Origin of the sequence: Streptomyces nidicola (assembly GCF_050106155.1) — a bacterium.
Lineage (GTDB): Bacteria > Actinomycetota > Actinomycetes > Streptomycetales > Streptomycetaceae > Streptomyces.
Genome location: NZ_JBNBPI010000001.1, coordinates 3,177,964 through 3,191,738, shown reverse-complemented (window position 1 = coordinate 3,191,738; position 13,775 = coordinate 3,177,964). Strand labels below are relative to the sequence as shown.

At 70.2% G+C, this 13,775-nt stretch carries 15 protein-coding genes; 8 read left to right on the top strand and 7 right to left on the bottom strand.

The window, feature by feature from the left end; translation table 11 throughout:
- Window positions 1-3 precede the first annotated feature (3 nt).
- The 6 genes from ACOKM3_RS14460 to yhfZ all read right to left on the bottom strand — a co-directional run bounded on the left by ACOKM3_RS14460 (window position 4) and on the right by yhfZ (window position 5,444).
- Window positions 4-1,149, bottom strand: coding sequence for an aminotransferase class V-fold PLP-dependent enzyme (locus ACOKM3_RS14460; RefSeq protein ID WP_426900556.1), 1,146 nt, complete (start codon window positions 1,147-1,149; stop codon window positions 4-6).
- A gap of 2 nt (window positions 1,150-1,151) precedes the next feature.
- Window positions 1,152-2,099 carry a phosphotriesterase family protein gene (locus ACOKM3_RS14455; RefSeq protein ID WP_426900554.1) on the bottom strand — a complete coding sequence of 316 codons (948 nt, stop codon included), beginning with the start codon at window positions 2,097-2,099 and terminating at the stop codon, window positions 1,152-1,154.
- A gap of 89 nt (window positions 2,100-2,188) precedes the next feature.
- On the bottom strand, window positions 2,189-3,571 hold the full coding sequence (locus tag ACOKM3_RS14450; RefSeq protein ID WP_426900552.1) for a YhfT family protein: 1,383 nt from the start codon (window positions 3,569-3,571) through the stop codon (window positions 2,189-2,191).
- 15 nt (window positions 3,572-3,586) lie between these two features.
- A complete protein-coding gene (locus ACOKM3_RS14445) occupies window positions 3,587-3,943 on the bottom strand; it encodes a DUF2620 domain-containing protein (RefSeq protein ID WP_426900550.1) in 357 nt (118 codons plus the stop codon).
- A gap of 21 nt (window positions 3,944-3,964) precedes the next feature.
- Entirely contained in the window at window positions 3,965-4,342 is a 378-nt protein-coding gene (locus tag ACOKM3_RS14440) for a PRD domain-containing protein (protein ID WP_426900548.1), read from the bottom strand.
- Between the two features lie 157 nt (window positions 4,343-4,499).
- Entirely contained in the window at window positions 4,500-5,444 is a 945-nt protein-coding gene (yhfZ, locus tag ACOKM3_RS14435; protein ID WP_426900546.1) for a GntR family transcriptional regulator YhfZ, read from the bottom strand.
- 122 nt (window positions 5,445-5,566) lie between these two features.
- Here yhfZ and ftsH point away from each other — a divergent pair, with 122 nt between their 5' ends.
- Window positions 5,567-7,510: an ATP-dependent zinc metalloprotease FtsH gene (ftsH, locus tag ACOKM3_RS14430; RefSeq protein ID WP_426900544.1), complete on the top strand. Its 1,944-nt coding sequence runs from the start codon at window positions 5,567-5,569 to the stop codon at window positions 7,508-7,510.
- A 36-nt stretch (window positions 7,511-7,546) separates the two neighbouring features.
- On the opposite strand, the gene ACOKM3_RS14425 is transcribed toward ftsH, so the two are convergent.
- Window positions 7,547-8,410, bottom strand: a complete 864-nt coding sequence (locus ACOKM3_RS14425) for an SAM-dependent methyltransferase (protein WP_426900543.1) — start codon at window positions 8,408-8,410, stop codon at window positions 7,547-7,549.
- Window positions 8,411-8,686: 276 nt separating this feature from the next.
- Here ACOKM3_RS14425 and proS point away from each other — a divergent pair, with 276 nt between their 5' ends.
- The 7 genes from proS to rplS all read left to right on the top strand — a co-directional run bounded on the left by proS (window position 8,687) and on the right by rplS (window position 13,719).
- Window positions 8,687-10,102, top strand: coding sequence for a proline--tRNA ligase (proS, locus tag ACOKM3_RS14420; protein ID WP_426900541.1), 1,416 nt, complete (start codon window positions 8,687-8,689; stop codon window positions 10,100-10,102).
- A gap of 194 nt (window positions 10,103-10,296) precedes the next feature.
- Complete coding sequence (locus tag ACOKM3_RS14415; protein WP_351336314.1) at window positions 10,297-10,893, top strand: hypothetical protein; 597 nt, start codon at window positions 10,297-10,299, stop codon at window positions 10,891-10,893.
- Window positions 10,894-11,101: 208 nt separating this feature from the next.
- The gene (gene rpsP / locus ACOKM3_RS14410; RefSeq protein WP_422410217.1) at window positions 11,102-11,521 is read left to right on the top strand and encodes a 30S ribosomal protein S16; all 420 of its coding nucleotides are present in this window, start codon (window positions 11,102-11,104) and stop codon (window positions 11,519-11,521) included.
- A gap of 2 nt (window positions 11,522-11,523) precedes the next feature.
- The gene (locus ACOKM3_RS14405; protein ID WP_014176063.1) at window positions 11,524-11,763 is read left to right on the top strand and encodes an RNA-binding protein; all 240 of its coding nucleotides are present in this window, start codon (window positions 11,524-11,526) and stop codon (window positions 11,761-11,763) included.
- 100 nt (window positions 11,764-11,863) lie between these two features.
- A complete protein-coding gene (rimM, locus tag ACOKM3_RS14400; RefSeq protein ID WP_426900539.1) occupies window positions 11,864-12,418 on the top strand; it encodes a ribosome maturation factor RimM in 555 nt (184 codons plus the stop codon).
- Window positions 12,415-13,236 carry a tRNA (guanosine(37)-N1)-methyltransferase TrmD gene (gene trmD / locus ACOKM3_RS14395; RefSeq protein ID WP_426900537.1) on the top strand — a complete coding sequence of 274 codons (822 nt, stop codon included), beginning with the start codon at window positions 12,415-12,417 and terminating at the stop codon, window positions 13,234-13,236. The genes rimM and trmD overlap by 4 nt, the downstream gene beginning before the upstream one ends.
- 132 nt (window positions 13,237-13,368) lie before the next feature.
- Window positions 13,369-13,719 (top strand): 50S ribosomal protein L19, encoded by a 351-nt coding sequence (gene rplS, locus ACOKM3_RS14390; protein ID WP_327661379.1) that lies wholly within the window; start codon window positions 13,369-13,371, stop codon window positions 13,717-13,719.
- Window positions 13,720-13,775 lie beyond the last annotated feature (56 nt).

The window sequence follows — 13,775 nt, the reverse complement described above, 5'->3', positions numbered from 1 at the left end:
CGGTCAGTCCTTGCTGGGTTCGTTCAGTCGGTCGGGTCGGTTCAGTTCGTTCAGTGAGCGGCGCAGGATGTTGACGACGAGGTCGGCGCCCGCGCGCATCGGGTTGATCCGGACCGTCCAGTCGGCGAGCGCGGGCGCGTCGTCGAGGGCCGAGCTGGACATGCGGTAGAAGAGCGGCGCGATCTCGTACCGGGAGTTGGAGCCCACCGGGTAGGGCGCCGCCCCGAGGCGCGCGGCCACGTCCGGGAGTTCGCGCGCCACGGGCCGCTCCAGGCGCACAAGCAGACAGCGGTCCTGCGCGTTGGCGATCCGCACCTCGGCGACGCCCGGCACCTCACCGGCCGCGAGCCGCTCGGCGACCTCGGCTCCCACCCGCGACTGCAACGCCCACATCACCGGTACGTGGGTCAGGGCGCGCAGCGCGTCGAGCGCCTGGTGGCCCTGGACCTGGCCGCCGCCCGAGTAGTTGTCCGCGCGGACGTGCTCGACGAGGTCACGGGCGCCGACGACGGCACCGACGCCCTCCGGGCCGTGCAGCTTGAACAGGGAGAAGCAGGAGGCGTCGGCGCCCAGTTCGACCCCGGAAGCCGGCACCCGCATCACCGCGTAGTTGTCGTCGACGATCGTGCGCACCCCGGCCTCCCGGCAGGCGGCGAGCACTGCCCCGGGATCGTAGGAGTCGCCGAGCCGCTGCCGCGTGTGCTGCACATACGCCCAGCGGAACCGTCCGGAGGCCAGCTCGGCGCGCAGCGCGTCGAGGTCGTTGAAGTCGACCTCGTGGGTGCGGACGCCGATGCCGCGCAGCGTGACCTCGGTGGTGCGGTAGATCGGAGCGCGATGGATGAGCAGCGGATCGCCCGCGCTCACCGCCGCGTTCAGCGCGGCGCGGATGGCGCCCGTGCCCGCGCCCTGGACGAGGGCCGCGTCCTCGGCGCCGAAGAAGTCGGCGAGCACGGCCTCCACCTGCGCGGTGGTCCGCGGCCTGCCGAGCCCGGGCACCACGCCCGCGTCGGCGGCGAACAGTTCGGGGCCCTCGAAGTGCGCGGCCGTGCACTCCAGGAGCCGGAACTGCCGCGCGGCGGCGTCCTCCACGGAGACGGTCGCCAGGGGGTGAGTGGTGGGCAGCGACGGGGAATTCACAGCGGTCATGGTCAGATCTCCTCCACGCTCGCGCCGGTCAGGAAGCGCAGCGGATTGCGCCGTGTCATCAGGTCGACGAGGTCGTCGTCCACCCCGGCGGCGCGCAGCCTCGGCAGGAAGGAGCGGAACAGGTGCCCGTAGCCCTGGCCGCCCTCAGTCAGCAGATAGCCGTGCCGGGAGATGTCGCAGCTCAGCAGGGCCCGGTCGGCGTGCCCGGCCTCGATCAGGCTCAGCAGCAGCCGGAGTCGTACATCATCGCTCTGGTAGCTCTCCTTGCCGACCGTGTCGAAGGCGACGTACGCGCCGCTCGCCGCCAGCTCCTTGTGCACGCCCGGATCGTCGAGCAGGTCCTGGTGGCCGATGGAGACGCGCTCCGGAGGCAGCCCCTCGGCCGTCAGCAGCTCCAGCTGGGCGAGGCCGCCGCGCCCGAGCTGGGCGTGCGTCGCGACGGAGAGCCCGGTGGCGCTCGCGGCCCGCGCGGCGGCCCGCAACGAGCGGCTCTCGGGCTCGCTCGGCAGGTCCCCGTGGCTGCCGATCTCCCCGAGGACGCCGGGCCGGATGCCCGTACCGCCGAACCCGTCCTCGATCTCGCGTACGAGCGTGTCGGTGAGCCGCTCGACGCTCGCGTCGGCCAGCTCCGGCGTGTGGAACGGCTCGTAGTACCAGCCGGTCGCCGCGACGACCGCGACCCCGCTCTCTCGGGAGAGGGCGGCGAGCGCGCCCGGATCGCGACCCATGCCGCGGCAGGTCAGCTCCACGACGAGCGAGAGATCGAACTCCTCGCGCAGTGCGCCCAGTTCGGCGGCGACCGAGGGGCCGTGCCGCCGCGGATCGAGGACGGCGCCGCCGTCGCCCTTGAGGTCCAGGTCCAGGGCGAGGTGCTCGTGGGCGAGGGCGGGGCCGCGGACGGCTTCGTAAGAAAGAGGGCCCGTGACGGTGTGGAGGGTGGTGGTGTGCATGGTGGGGGGTGTCCTCTCCTGTGTGCTGGACCGGCGGGGCGGCCTGTTCGGGCCGGCCCGGCGGTGTGTCGGCCGGCGTCGGCCGCGGCTCACCCCTTGATCGGGGTGAACAGGTCCAGCCAGTACAGGATGTTGAGCACGATGCCGCCGACGATCACCGCGGCGGGCGCCGCCGCCATCCGTACGACGGGCCGGCCCATCGCCTCGTTGAGCAGGTAGAGCCCGCCCACGATGAGGATGCCGAGCCCGGCGCCCATCGCGTTCGCGGCCATCAACGAGCCGAACAGGATGGCCAGTTGCAGTGCGTCGGTGATCGCGCTGCGCAGGTGTTCCGAGGAGTCCCGCACGCTCGGCAGCTTGCCGAGGAACTTGCCGATGTACGACAGGGCGAGCACCTCGACCGCGAAGACGAGCGCGCCGACGACCGCCGCGAGGATCGGGTTCGGCATCAGGTAGCCGATGGGGTAGACGAGCGTGAAGCCCGCGATGCCGTACGCGCCGGAGGCCAGGGCAGTCGTCGCGATCAGCGGGATGAAGCCGAAGACGCGGTAGAAGTCGACCTGCGCGGCCTCACTGTAGTTCCCCTTGGCGATCAGGAAGCTGGTCGCCTCACCGCCGCCGAAGACGTGCATCTGCGCCAGGAGACAGACGCCCGCGCCGAGCACCATGAACAGTGGCAGATACGTGCGAAGCCGGGCCGCGCTCGCGCTGAACAGGGAGGCCATCGGGTCGTCGGCGGGCGCGACCTCCTCGGCCTGCTCGGCCCCCTCGGCTCCCTTGGCCTCCTCGGCCTTGCTCGCCCGGTCCGCCTTGCGCTGCTTGAGGTCCTTGTTGATCGCGAGCCCGATCAGCATCAGGACGCCGACGGCCATGGCGATGGCGCCCGCGAAGACGGTCGGCCACAGCTTCATCGTCATCACGACGAGCGCGAGCTCGACGACGCCCGCGATCCCGCCCCACTTCCGTCCGAACTGCTTGGTGATGGCGAGCACCGGGAACAGCGTGAACAGGAACAGGATCGGCGTCGACATCTCCTGCATCGCGGTCAGGAAGTCGACGGGCAGGTCGTGCGCCAGGTTGTTGGCGCCGCTCAGACCGAAGACGACGACCGCGCCCCAGGCGCCGCCCAGGATCGGGGCGAGCCACTTCTTGGGCGACAGGACGCCGAGGATGTCGGTCGGCAGGAACAGCAGCCACGGGTTGAGGACGCCCGAGGACAGGGCCATCGGGGCGCCGAGCCCGAAGATGAACCCGGCGGAGAGCCCGAAGGAGACCGCCGTGGTGGCGCTGCGGGTGGACCGCCCCTGGATGAAGTCGAGCATGAAGGGGCGCACGCCGTCGTTGAAGACGGCCAGGGCCATGTGCGAGATGAACGCGGTCAGGGCGCACAGGGCGATCACGGTGAGCTGCTGCGCGAGCGTGAAGTCGAGGTTCGCGCCGGCGGCGAGGACCGGGCCGGGGGAGGTGATCATGGCATGCCCCTGGGCTTACGAGCGGTCGGCGATCGCGCGGGCGATGAGCGGCGCGATCCGGTCGATCTGGTCCATGGAGAAGCCGAACACCTTCTTGCCGTCCGCCAGCAGGGACTCGACCTCCTCCGCCGTGGGCACGCCGCGGCCGAAGGTGTGGCAGGCGGGCTGCCCCATCAGGCCGACCAGGACGCCGAGGGAGGCCCCGGCCCCGGTGTGACAGGTGCCGAGGAAGTAGTCGGCCTGTCCGGCGCGCAGCTTCATCGCGGCGTCCATGTCGCTGGAGACGGTGACCTCGACGCCGTCGAGCCCCAACTCCTTGACCGCGTTGGCTACTTCGACCTTGCCGACGCCGCCGGTGAGGATCTTCGTCATGGCTGGTTCCCTCTCTCGGGCTCAGTGGGTGGTGTGCTGCCGCGCCAGGACGGCGAGGTGCAGGGCGAGGAAGTTGACCTCGGACTCCGGCAGGGAGGCGCCGAGTTCGGACTGGGCGCGTGTGGAGACGCGGCGGGCGCGCTCGACGGCCTCGGGGTGTTCGGCCAGTTCGGCGGCCACCTGCTCGTCCGTGAGGAACTGGTCGATGGGCGCGCCGTCGAGCAGCCGGGTGAGCGCCATCATCAGATGGCTGGTGAGCATGCCGGCGCTCTCCTCCGTGACGGTGTGTCCCGCCTCCTCCAGGGCGGTCAGCTCGGAGGTCACGAAGTCGGCGACCTCGGGCCTGACCTGGCCGCCCTCTCGGAACAGCTGGATGCGGAGGGCTAGTTGGTCGTCCATCGGACCTCCCAAGCGGTGCGGGCGGGACAGTAACCGGGATTCTGGATTCTGATCCGAGTCGTGGGTCCCCCACTCGGGGCTCGCGACAGGGTGTCGTCGGTACGTGTTGTTGTTACGTGGTGTCGTTACGTGCTGTTGTCGGTGCGAAGGCCTGCCGTCAGTACGAGGGAATGCGATCGCCTCGCAGTACCTCGGACTGGAGCTGTGCCACCTGCGACAGATCGAGGGCGTCGCGCACCGCGGACAGCGCCTTCGCACCCTCGGTCCTGCCTATGACCGCCGCACTGGAGTTGCGCAGCGCCAGATCGCGGGTGACCTCGTCCCCCAGGGGCAGTACGTCCACCTCCATGCCGAGCCGGCCCTGCACCTCGTCGAGGTTCCAGACGGTGGCGTCGACCTGGTCCTGTGCGAACAGGTCGCGCAGCTGCATGTAGGAGGACTCGACCCACTGGACGTTCTCGTGTCCCGCGAAGGCGCGCTCCGCCAGCATCCGGTGGTCCTCGGACGTGTGGTCGACGGCGACCCGCAGTCCGGAAGCGTTCAGATCGGCGCCCTTGCGCACCAGGAACCCGTGCGCACCTACGTAGGTGGCGGGTCCGAGGTCGGCGACGAGCGCCAGGCTGTCCTTGTGCTGCTCGACCAGGCCGTCCGCCGCGAGCCGCGACAGCACGACGAGGTCGACCTTGCCTTCCAGCAGTGCGGACGTACGCGCGCCCGCGCCACGCATGAAGGTGATGGCGAACGGTGTGCCGGCCTCTTCGAAGGCGGCGCGCAGCCCCGTCGCGAGACCTTCGTAGCGTCGCGAGTAGGGGAGCGGCATCGCGGCCAGCAGGGTGCCGAGGCCGGAGAGCTGCCACAGGATGGCGCGCTCCGAATGGGTCAGGAAGGTGCCCAGGTGGCCGCGGGCCGTGGTCCCGATGGCGCCGGACTCCTCCAGGAGGCGCAGCGCGGCCTGCACCGTCCCGTTCCCACAGCCCAGCTCCTGGGCCAGGTCCTTCACCCGGGGCAGCCGCGTCTCCGGCTCGTGCCCCATCAGGAGGACCGCGAGCCGTCGCGCCGCAAGACCGTTCCGCGTGAGGAAACGATCGTCGAAACCGTTCACACCAAAGACAGTAACCAGGATTCTGGATACTGGCAAGGGTGCCGGATCTGTGCGGTCATGGGCCCAAGGTCCGTGGGCCACCCAGCGCTCGACGGCCGCAGGCGGCAGGAAGAGAGGCAGGCGTGGCGAACCCGGTACCCCCGCGCGATCGGACGGATCAGCCCTGGCGTTCCGAGGGCGCGCCGCCCCCTCCGCCCCCGCCGGGACCCAAGCGCAAGATGCCCGGCGGCTGGGGCGGCCTCATCCTGACGGCCCTGATCGTCTACCTCATCGCCAATCTGGTGCTGTCGTTCTTCAACGAGGGCGACGAGCCGACCGTCTCGTACACCGAGTTCAGCAAGCAGGTCGAGGCCGACAACGTCACCAAGATCTACTCCAAGGGCGACGCGATCCAGGGTGAGCTCAAGAAGGAGAAACCCACTCCCAAGGACAGCGACAGCAAGCGCAAGAACTACACCAAGTTCACGACGCAGCGTCCGGCCTTCGCCGACGACGACCTCTGGGCCAACCTGGAGAAGCACGACGTCACGGTGACGGCCGAACCCGTCGTCCAGGAACGCAGCTTCCTGTCCAACCTGCTCATCTCGCTCGCCCCGATGATCCTCCTCGTCGTGCTGTGGATCTTCATCGCGCGCCGCATGAGCCAGGGCATGGGCGGCGGCGCGGGCGGCATGCTCGGCCGCAAGCAGCCGCCCAAGCCGGTCGAGCTCGAACCGGGCAAGAAGCGCACCACGTTCGAGGACGTCGCCGGCATCGACGAGGTCGAGGGCGAGCTCAACGACGTAGTCGACTTCCTCAAGAACCCCGACGACTACCGCACCATGGGTGCCAAGATGCCGCGCGGTGTGCTGCTCGCGGGCCCGCCCGGCACCGGCAAGACGCTCCTCGCGCGCGCGGTCGCGGGCGAGGCCGGGGTGCCGTTCTTCTCGGCCTCCGCCTCGGAGTTCATCGAGATGATCGTCGGCGTCGGCGCCTCACGCGTACGTGAGCTGTTCGCCGAGGCCCGCAAGGTCGCCCCGTCGATCATCTTCATCGACGAGATCGACACCATCGGCCGGGCCCGCGGCGGTGGCGGCGGCGTGGGCGGCCACGACGAGCGCGAGCAGACCCTGAACCAGATCCTCACCGAGATGGACGGCTTCAGCGGTTCCGAGGGCGTCATCGTCATCGCGGCCACCAACCGCGCGGACGTCCTCGATCCGGCCCTGACCCGCCCTGGCCGCTTCGACCGGATCGTCAACGTCTCGCCGCCCGACCGCGGCGGCCGCGAGTCCATCCTCAAGATCCACACCCGCGACATCCCGCTCGCCCCCGACGTCGACCTCGGCCAGGTCGCCCGTACGACCCCGGGCATGACCGGCGCCGAACTCTCCAACCTCGCCAACGAGGCCGCCCTGCTCGCCGTCAAGCGCAAGCAGAAGCAGGTCAGCCAGTCCGACCTCTCCGAAGCGCTCGAAAAGGTCCAGCTCGGCGCCGAGCGGCCGCTGGTGATGCCCGACGAGGAGCGCCACCGCACCGCCTTCCACGAAAGCGGCCACGCCCTCCTCGGCATGCTGCAGCCCGGCGCCGACCCCGTCCGCAAGATCACGATTGTGCCGCGCGGCCGCGCCCTCGGCGTCACGCTCTCCACCCCGGACTCCGACAAGTACGCGTACACCGAGGAGTACCTGCGGGGCCGCATCATCGGCGCCCTCGGCGGCATGGCGGCCGAACACGTCGTCTACGGAGTCATCACGACCGGCGCCGAGAACGACCTGGAGCAGGTCACCAACATCGCGCGTGGCATGGTCGCCCGCTGGGGCATGAGCGAGAAGGTCGGCCGCCTGTCCGCCCTCCCGAACGACGCCCAGCAGGCGTACGGGCTTGCCGCCGCCCCCGACACCCTCGACACGATCGACGGCGAAATGCGCCGCATCGTGGACGAGTGCTACACGGAGGCGTGCCAGAAGCTGCGCGACAACCGGGACAAGCTCGACGCGCTGGCGTCCGCGCTCATGGAGAACGAGACGCTGGAGGAGGCCGACGCGTACCGCATCGCCGGCGTCACGCGCTTCACCAAGGACTGAACGGCACGGCCCCCGCAGGAACCCGGCCCGCACGCCTCAGGGCCTGCGGGCTATCAAGTACCTGAAGACATTGGGCATCCACACGGTGCCGTCGGCGCGCACATGCGCCTGGAGTGCCTCGGACACCTCCTTGTCGACCTGCGCCAGATCCGTCGCCCCCACAGCGGCGTCGAACAGGCCCGTGGAGAGCAAGCCGCGCACCGCGCTCTCGGCGTCCGCGTACCCGAAGGGGCACGCCACCCGCCCAGAGCCGTCGGGCCGCAGCCCCGCCCGCTGAGCGACCTCCTCCAGGTCGTCACGGAGCGCCGGGCGCCAACTCCCCGTACTACGTAGGGGGTCGGCGAGTTTTGTGGCCACCCGTAGGACGGACGACGTGGCACAGCGCTCCGGAGGACCCCAGCCGACGAGCACCACGGCGGCGCCCCTGCCCGCCAGCGGAGCCACGCTCTCCAGACGCGCGGAGAGCCCCTCGGAGTCCCCGGCCACACACCCGATCGGATGGAAGTCGGTGATCACGTCGTACGGGGCTCCGCCGGGATCGTCCGCGGTGAGATCGCCGGGGTCGGCCGTCGTGAGCCGGGCGTCCGCGGCCTCCCGCGGCCGGGCCGCGTCGGGCAGCAGCCGCTCCTCGGCCAGGGCGAGGAGCTCGGGGTCGGAGGGCTCGACGCCGGTCACGGCCGCGCCGCGCGACGCCGCCATGAGGAGCGCGAGACCCGAGCCGCAGTCGAGCCCGAGGAGCCGGGTGCCCGAACCGACCTCCAGACGCTGGTAGACCGCTTCGTAGAGCGGCACCAGCATCCGTTCCTGTATCTCCGCCCAGTCACGCGCGCGTGCGCACAAGTCCGCCTGCGGCGCGGGCGCCGTGTGAGGGAGGTGCCGCCGCACGAGCGTAGGTGTCATCGAAAGTGCCCCAATCCACCGAGAGATGCCGAGAGTTGTCGCTGTGCTGTCTGACCGTTCGCGTGGCGTCCGACCGTGCTCGCGCGCTGCTCGCACTCCCCCCGTATGCCAGAAAACTCCGCAACGTCCGCCGCGTCTAGGGGGTGTTTGGCAGGCGCGGCGACAATGCGCGTGTGCACCGTCGTGCGCCCCCGGGCGGTCATATGACGGGCGCACGCGGGCATCCGGGCGAAAAGGATTCGAGTGCTCCACGGCCCGCGCCGTAGCATCCGCGCCATGGCCAAACCCCGCGTTCTCACGCCCCGGGCGGAAGACTTTCCGCGCTGGTACCAGGATCTGATCACCAAGGCCGAACTGGCCGACAACGGTCCGGTGCGCGGCACCATGGTCATCCGACCGTACGGCTACGGCCTGTGGGAGCGGATGCAGCGCGAGATGGACGACCGCATCAAGGAGACGGGCGCGCAGAACGCGTACTTCCCGCTCCTTATCCCGCAGTCGTACCTCACCAAGGAGGCCGACCACGTCGAGGGCTTCGCGCCCGAGCTGGCCGTGGTCACGCACGGCGGCGGCAAGGAGCTGGAGGAGCCCGCCGTCGTCCGCCCCACCTCAGAGATGATCATCAACGCCTCCTTCGCCAAGTGGGTGCAGAGCTACCGGGACCTCCCGCTGCTCATCAACCAGTGGGCGAATGTGGTCCGCTGGGAGCTGCGGCCCCGCCTCTTCCTCCGTACGACGGAATTCCTCTGGCAGGAGGGACACACGGCGCACGCGACCTACGAAGAGGCGCGCGACTTCGCGGCGCGCATCCACCGGCACGTCTACGCGGACTTCATGGAGAACGTCCTCGCGATGGACGTCCTCCTGGGCCGCAAGACACCCAAGGAGCGCTTCGCCGGGGCCATCAACACCCTCACCCTCGAAGGGATGATGGGCGACGGCAAGGCCCTCCAGATGGGCACGAGCCACGAGCTCGGCCAGAACTTCGCCAAGGCCTTCAACACGCGCTACCTGTCCAAGGACGGCGCGGAGGAGCTCGTCTGGCAGACGTCCTGGGGCTCGACGACCCGCATGATCGGCGCGCTGGTGATGATGCACGGCGACGACAACGGACTGCGTGTCCCGCCCCGCCTCGCGGCCACCCAGGTCGTCGTGCTCGCCATCAAGGACGACGAGGCGGTGCTCCACAAGGTGCGCGAAATCGGCGACGTACTTAAGAAGGCGGGAATCCGCGTCCATGTGGACGACCGCACCGACATCCCCTTCGGGCGCCGCGCCGTCGACTGGGAACTGAAGGGTGTGCCCGTACGCGTCGAGGTCGGGCCCCGCGACCTGGAGAACGGCACCGCGATGCTCGCCCGGCGCATCCCCGGCGGCAAGACCCCGGTCGCGCTGGAGGCACTGGTCGCGGTGCTGCCGAAGATCCTGGAGGAGGACCAGGCGCTGCTGCTCGCGCAGTCACGGGAGCGGCGGCAGCTGCGGACGACCGACGTGACCACGGTGGCCGAGGCCCTGGAGGCGACCTCCGCGGGCGGCTGGGCGCGCATCCCGTGGGCCACCCTCGGGGAGGCGGGCGAGAACGAGCTCGCAGGACACGGCGTCTCCGTACGGTGTCTGCTCACTCCCGAAGGGGCGGTGCCGGACGCCGATGACGCGGCCGGTAACGTCGCGGTCGTGGCGCGCGCCTACTAGGCCCGCGCACCGGAGGGCGCCCGCGAAGGCGTACATGCCACTACGCACCACCTTGTTGTGAGCTGTGCGCCTTCTCCGTACATTTGCGCACCCGCCCTCCTCGGGACGCATCAGTGGGAACTGACTGGTACGTGCAAATTATTTGGGATGCCCCGGAATAGGAACACGGAGGCACCCCGGCTCGTTGTCACGACGTGAGCACGACACCACCTGTTCTCGCCGCAGAGCTGGCAGGGGCGTGGGCCGACATTCAGCGGCACCACCCCGAACTGCCGGATCTTGCCGCGCCCGAATCCCTGATCGGCGAATCGTCGTCCGCCTGTGGACGCGAGCTCTCCTTCGAGCGACTCCTCCACGAGGCAGTCCACGGCATCGCAGCCGCGCGCGGAATCCGCGACACATCGCGCGCCGGCCGCTACCACAACCGCAGATTCCTGGCCATCGCCGAGGAGTTGGGCCTCGACCATCCCGAGGAGCCGCACCCCAGCAGCGGCTTCTCGCTGGTCACGCTCAACCCGGAGGCGAAGCAGCGCTACCGGCAGACGATCGAGCGGATCCAGCGCGCCCTGAAGGCGCACACCGTGGCGACCGCCGCGGACACCAAGCGAAGCTTCCGCGGCCCGGCCGCGCGGCACGGCTCCTCCGGGGGCGGCGTCCGCGTCAAGGCGGTCTGCGACTGCGGGCGCAACGTCCGTGTCGTGCCGTCGGTGCTCGCGCAGGCCCCGATCATGTGCGGCGGCTGCGGGAAGCCGTTCCGTATCCCGGAGATCGTCGGCGTCGCGGCGGGCTGAGGGCTCTGCTCCTGGTGGGGCTCGGTGGAGCGGCCGAGGGGGATTCGGCCGCTCCGGAGACCTGTGGCACAATGGCAAGCTGTACTCGACAGTCGCACAGGACCCCTCTCTCCTCCGGCTGACGCGTCCATCGGGCACTCGGGTACCGCAACCCCACGCGGCAATCTCGCCGTGCCCACCCACGTCAAGACCAGGAGACACCACTCCCGTGGCAGTCAAGATCAAGCTGAAGCGTCTGGGCAAGATCCGTTCGCCTCACTACCGCATCATCGTCGCCGACTCCCGCACCCGCCGTGACGGCCGTGCGATCGAGGAGATCGGCCTGTACCACCCGGTGCAGAACCCGTCGCGCATCGAGGTCGACTCGGAGCGTGTCCAGTACTGGCTGGGTGTCGGCGCGCAGCCGACCGAGCCGGTCGCGGCCATCCTCAAGGTCACCGGTGACTGGCAGAAGTTCAAGGGTCTGCCGGCCCCGGCGCCGATGAAGGTTGCCGAGCCGAAGGCCGCCCGCCCCTCCTTCGAGGCGCTGGCCACCGAGGACGAGCCCAAGGGTGAGGCCATCACCCAGAAGAAGAAGGCTGAGAAGAAGGACGAGGCCGAGGCCCCGTCCGAGTCGACCGAGGCCTGAGCATGCTCGAGGAGGCTCTTGAGCACCTCGTGAAGGGCATCGTCGACAACCCCGACGACGTGCAGGTCGCCTCGCGCAACCTGCGCCGGGGCCGCGTCCTCGAGGTCCGGGTCCACCCCGACGACCTCGGCAAGGTGATCGGCCGCAACGGCCGCACCGCGCGCGCTCTGCGTACCGTCGTGGGTGCCATCGGCGGCCGTGGTGTCCGCGTCGACCTCGTCGACGTCGACCAGGTTCGCTGAGAAAAGTTGAACACCGGCTCGGGCCGGGGAGGGCTTACGAGCCGTCCCCGGCCCGATTCGTTTGAGCCGCTTCCGGCGGCCTGACAGGAGAGTTTCCGACGTGCAGTTGGTAGTCGGGCGCATCGGTCGCGCCCACGGCATCAAGGGCGAGGTCACCATCGAGGTGCGCACCGACGAGCCCGAGCTGCGGCTCGGCCCCGGCGCGCGACTCGCCACCGACCCGGCCTCCACGGGGCCGCTCACCATCGAGACCGGCCGGGTGCACAGCGGCCGGCTGCTGCTGCGCTTCGAGGGCGTACGGGACCGCACCGCGGCCGAGGCGCTGCGCAACACCCTGCTGATCGCCGAGGTGGACCCCGAGGAACTGCCCGAGGAAGAGGACGAGTTCTACGACCACCAGCTCATGGACCTCGACGTCGTCACGGCCGACGGCACCGAGGTCGGCCGGATCACGGAGATCTCGCACCTGCCCTCGCAGGACCTGTTCATCGTGGAGCGGCCCGACGGCAGCGAGGTCATGATCCCGTTCGTCGAGGAGATCGTCACCGAGATCGACCTCGAGGAGCAGAAGGCCGTCATCGACCCGCCGCCCGGCCTGATCGACGACCGCGCCGAGATCGCGTCCTCGCGCGAAGAGGGGGACGAGTCCGCATGAGGCTCGACGTCGTCACGATCTTCCCCGAGTACCTGGAGCCGCTGAACGTCTCCCTCGTCGGCAAGGCACGCGCGCGTGGTCAACTCGACGTCCACGCGCACGACTTGCGGCAGTGGACCCACGACCGGCACAACACGGTCGACGACACCCCCTACGGCGGCGGCCCCGGCATGGTCATGAAGACCGAGCCGTGGGGCGACTGCCTCGACGACGTGCTCGCCGAAGGGTACGAGAGCGGCGCCCAGGGGCCCGTCCTGGTCGTCCCCACGCCCTCCGGGCGCCCCTTCACCCAGGAACTCGCCGTGGAGCTCTCCGAGCGCCCCTGGCTGGTCTTCACGCCCGCGCGCTACGAGGGCATCGACCGCCGCGTCATCGACGAGTACGCGACCCGCATGCCGGTCTACGAGGTCTCCATCGGCGACTACGTCCTCGCGGGCGGAGAGGCCGCCGTGCTCGTGATCACGGAAGCCGTGGCGCGGCTGCTGCCCGGCGTCCTCGGCAACGCCGCGTCGCACGAGGACGACTCCTTCGCGCCCGGCGCCATGGCCAACCTCCTGGAGGGGCCCGTCTACACCAAGCCCCCGGAGTGGCGCGGCCGGGACATCCCCGACGTGCTGCTCAGCGGCCACCACGCCAAGATCGACCGCTGGCGGCGCGACGAGGCGCTGCGCCGCACCACGCGCAACCGGCCCGACCTGATCGAGCGCACCGACCCCAAGGCCTTCAACAAGAAGGACCGCGAAATGCTCTCGATCCTGGGCTGGGGGCCGGGCCCCGACGGACGATTTGGGCCGACGCCCGAGGTCGTGGAAGAATAGGCCGCTGCTGTACGTCCAGTCTGCGCCCCTGCCACAGGGGGAACGACGCAAGGCCCGACGCGATCAGCTACCGAAACTCATCGCATACCTCCCGCCGATGACCTGTGGCATCGGCGAAGAAAGCAGACGATCATGTCTCACCTGCTCGACTCCGTCGACTCCGCGTCGCTGCGCGACGACGTCCCGGCCTTCCGCCCCGGCGACACCGTCAACGTCCACGTCCGCGTCATCGAGGGCAACCGCTCCCGTGTGCAGCAGTTCAAGGGCGTAGTCATCCGCCGCCAGGGCGCCGGCGTCCGCGAGACCTTCACGGTCCGCAAGGTCTCCTTCTCCGTCGGCGTCGAGCGCACCTTCCCGGTGCACACCCCGATCGTCGAGAAGATCGAGCTCGTCACCAAGGGTGACGTCCGCCGCGCCAAGCTGTACTACCTCCGTGACCTGCGCGGCAAGGCCGCGAAGATCAAGGAGAAGCGCGAGAACTGAGCCGCTCGGCGCCCCAGGAGGGCGCCGGCGCATCTCGCCTGCGGCGTCCACAGCGC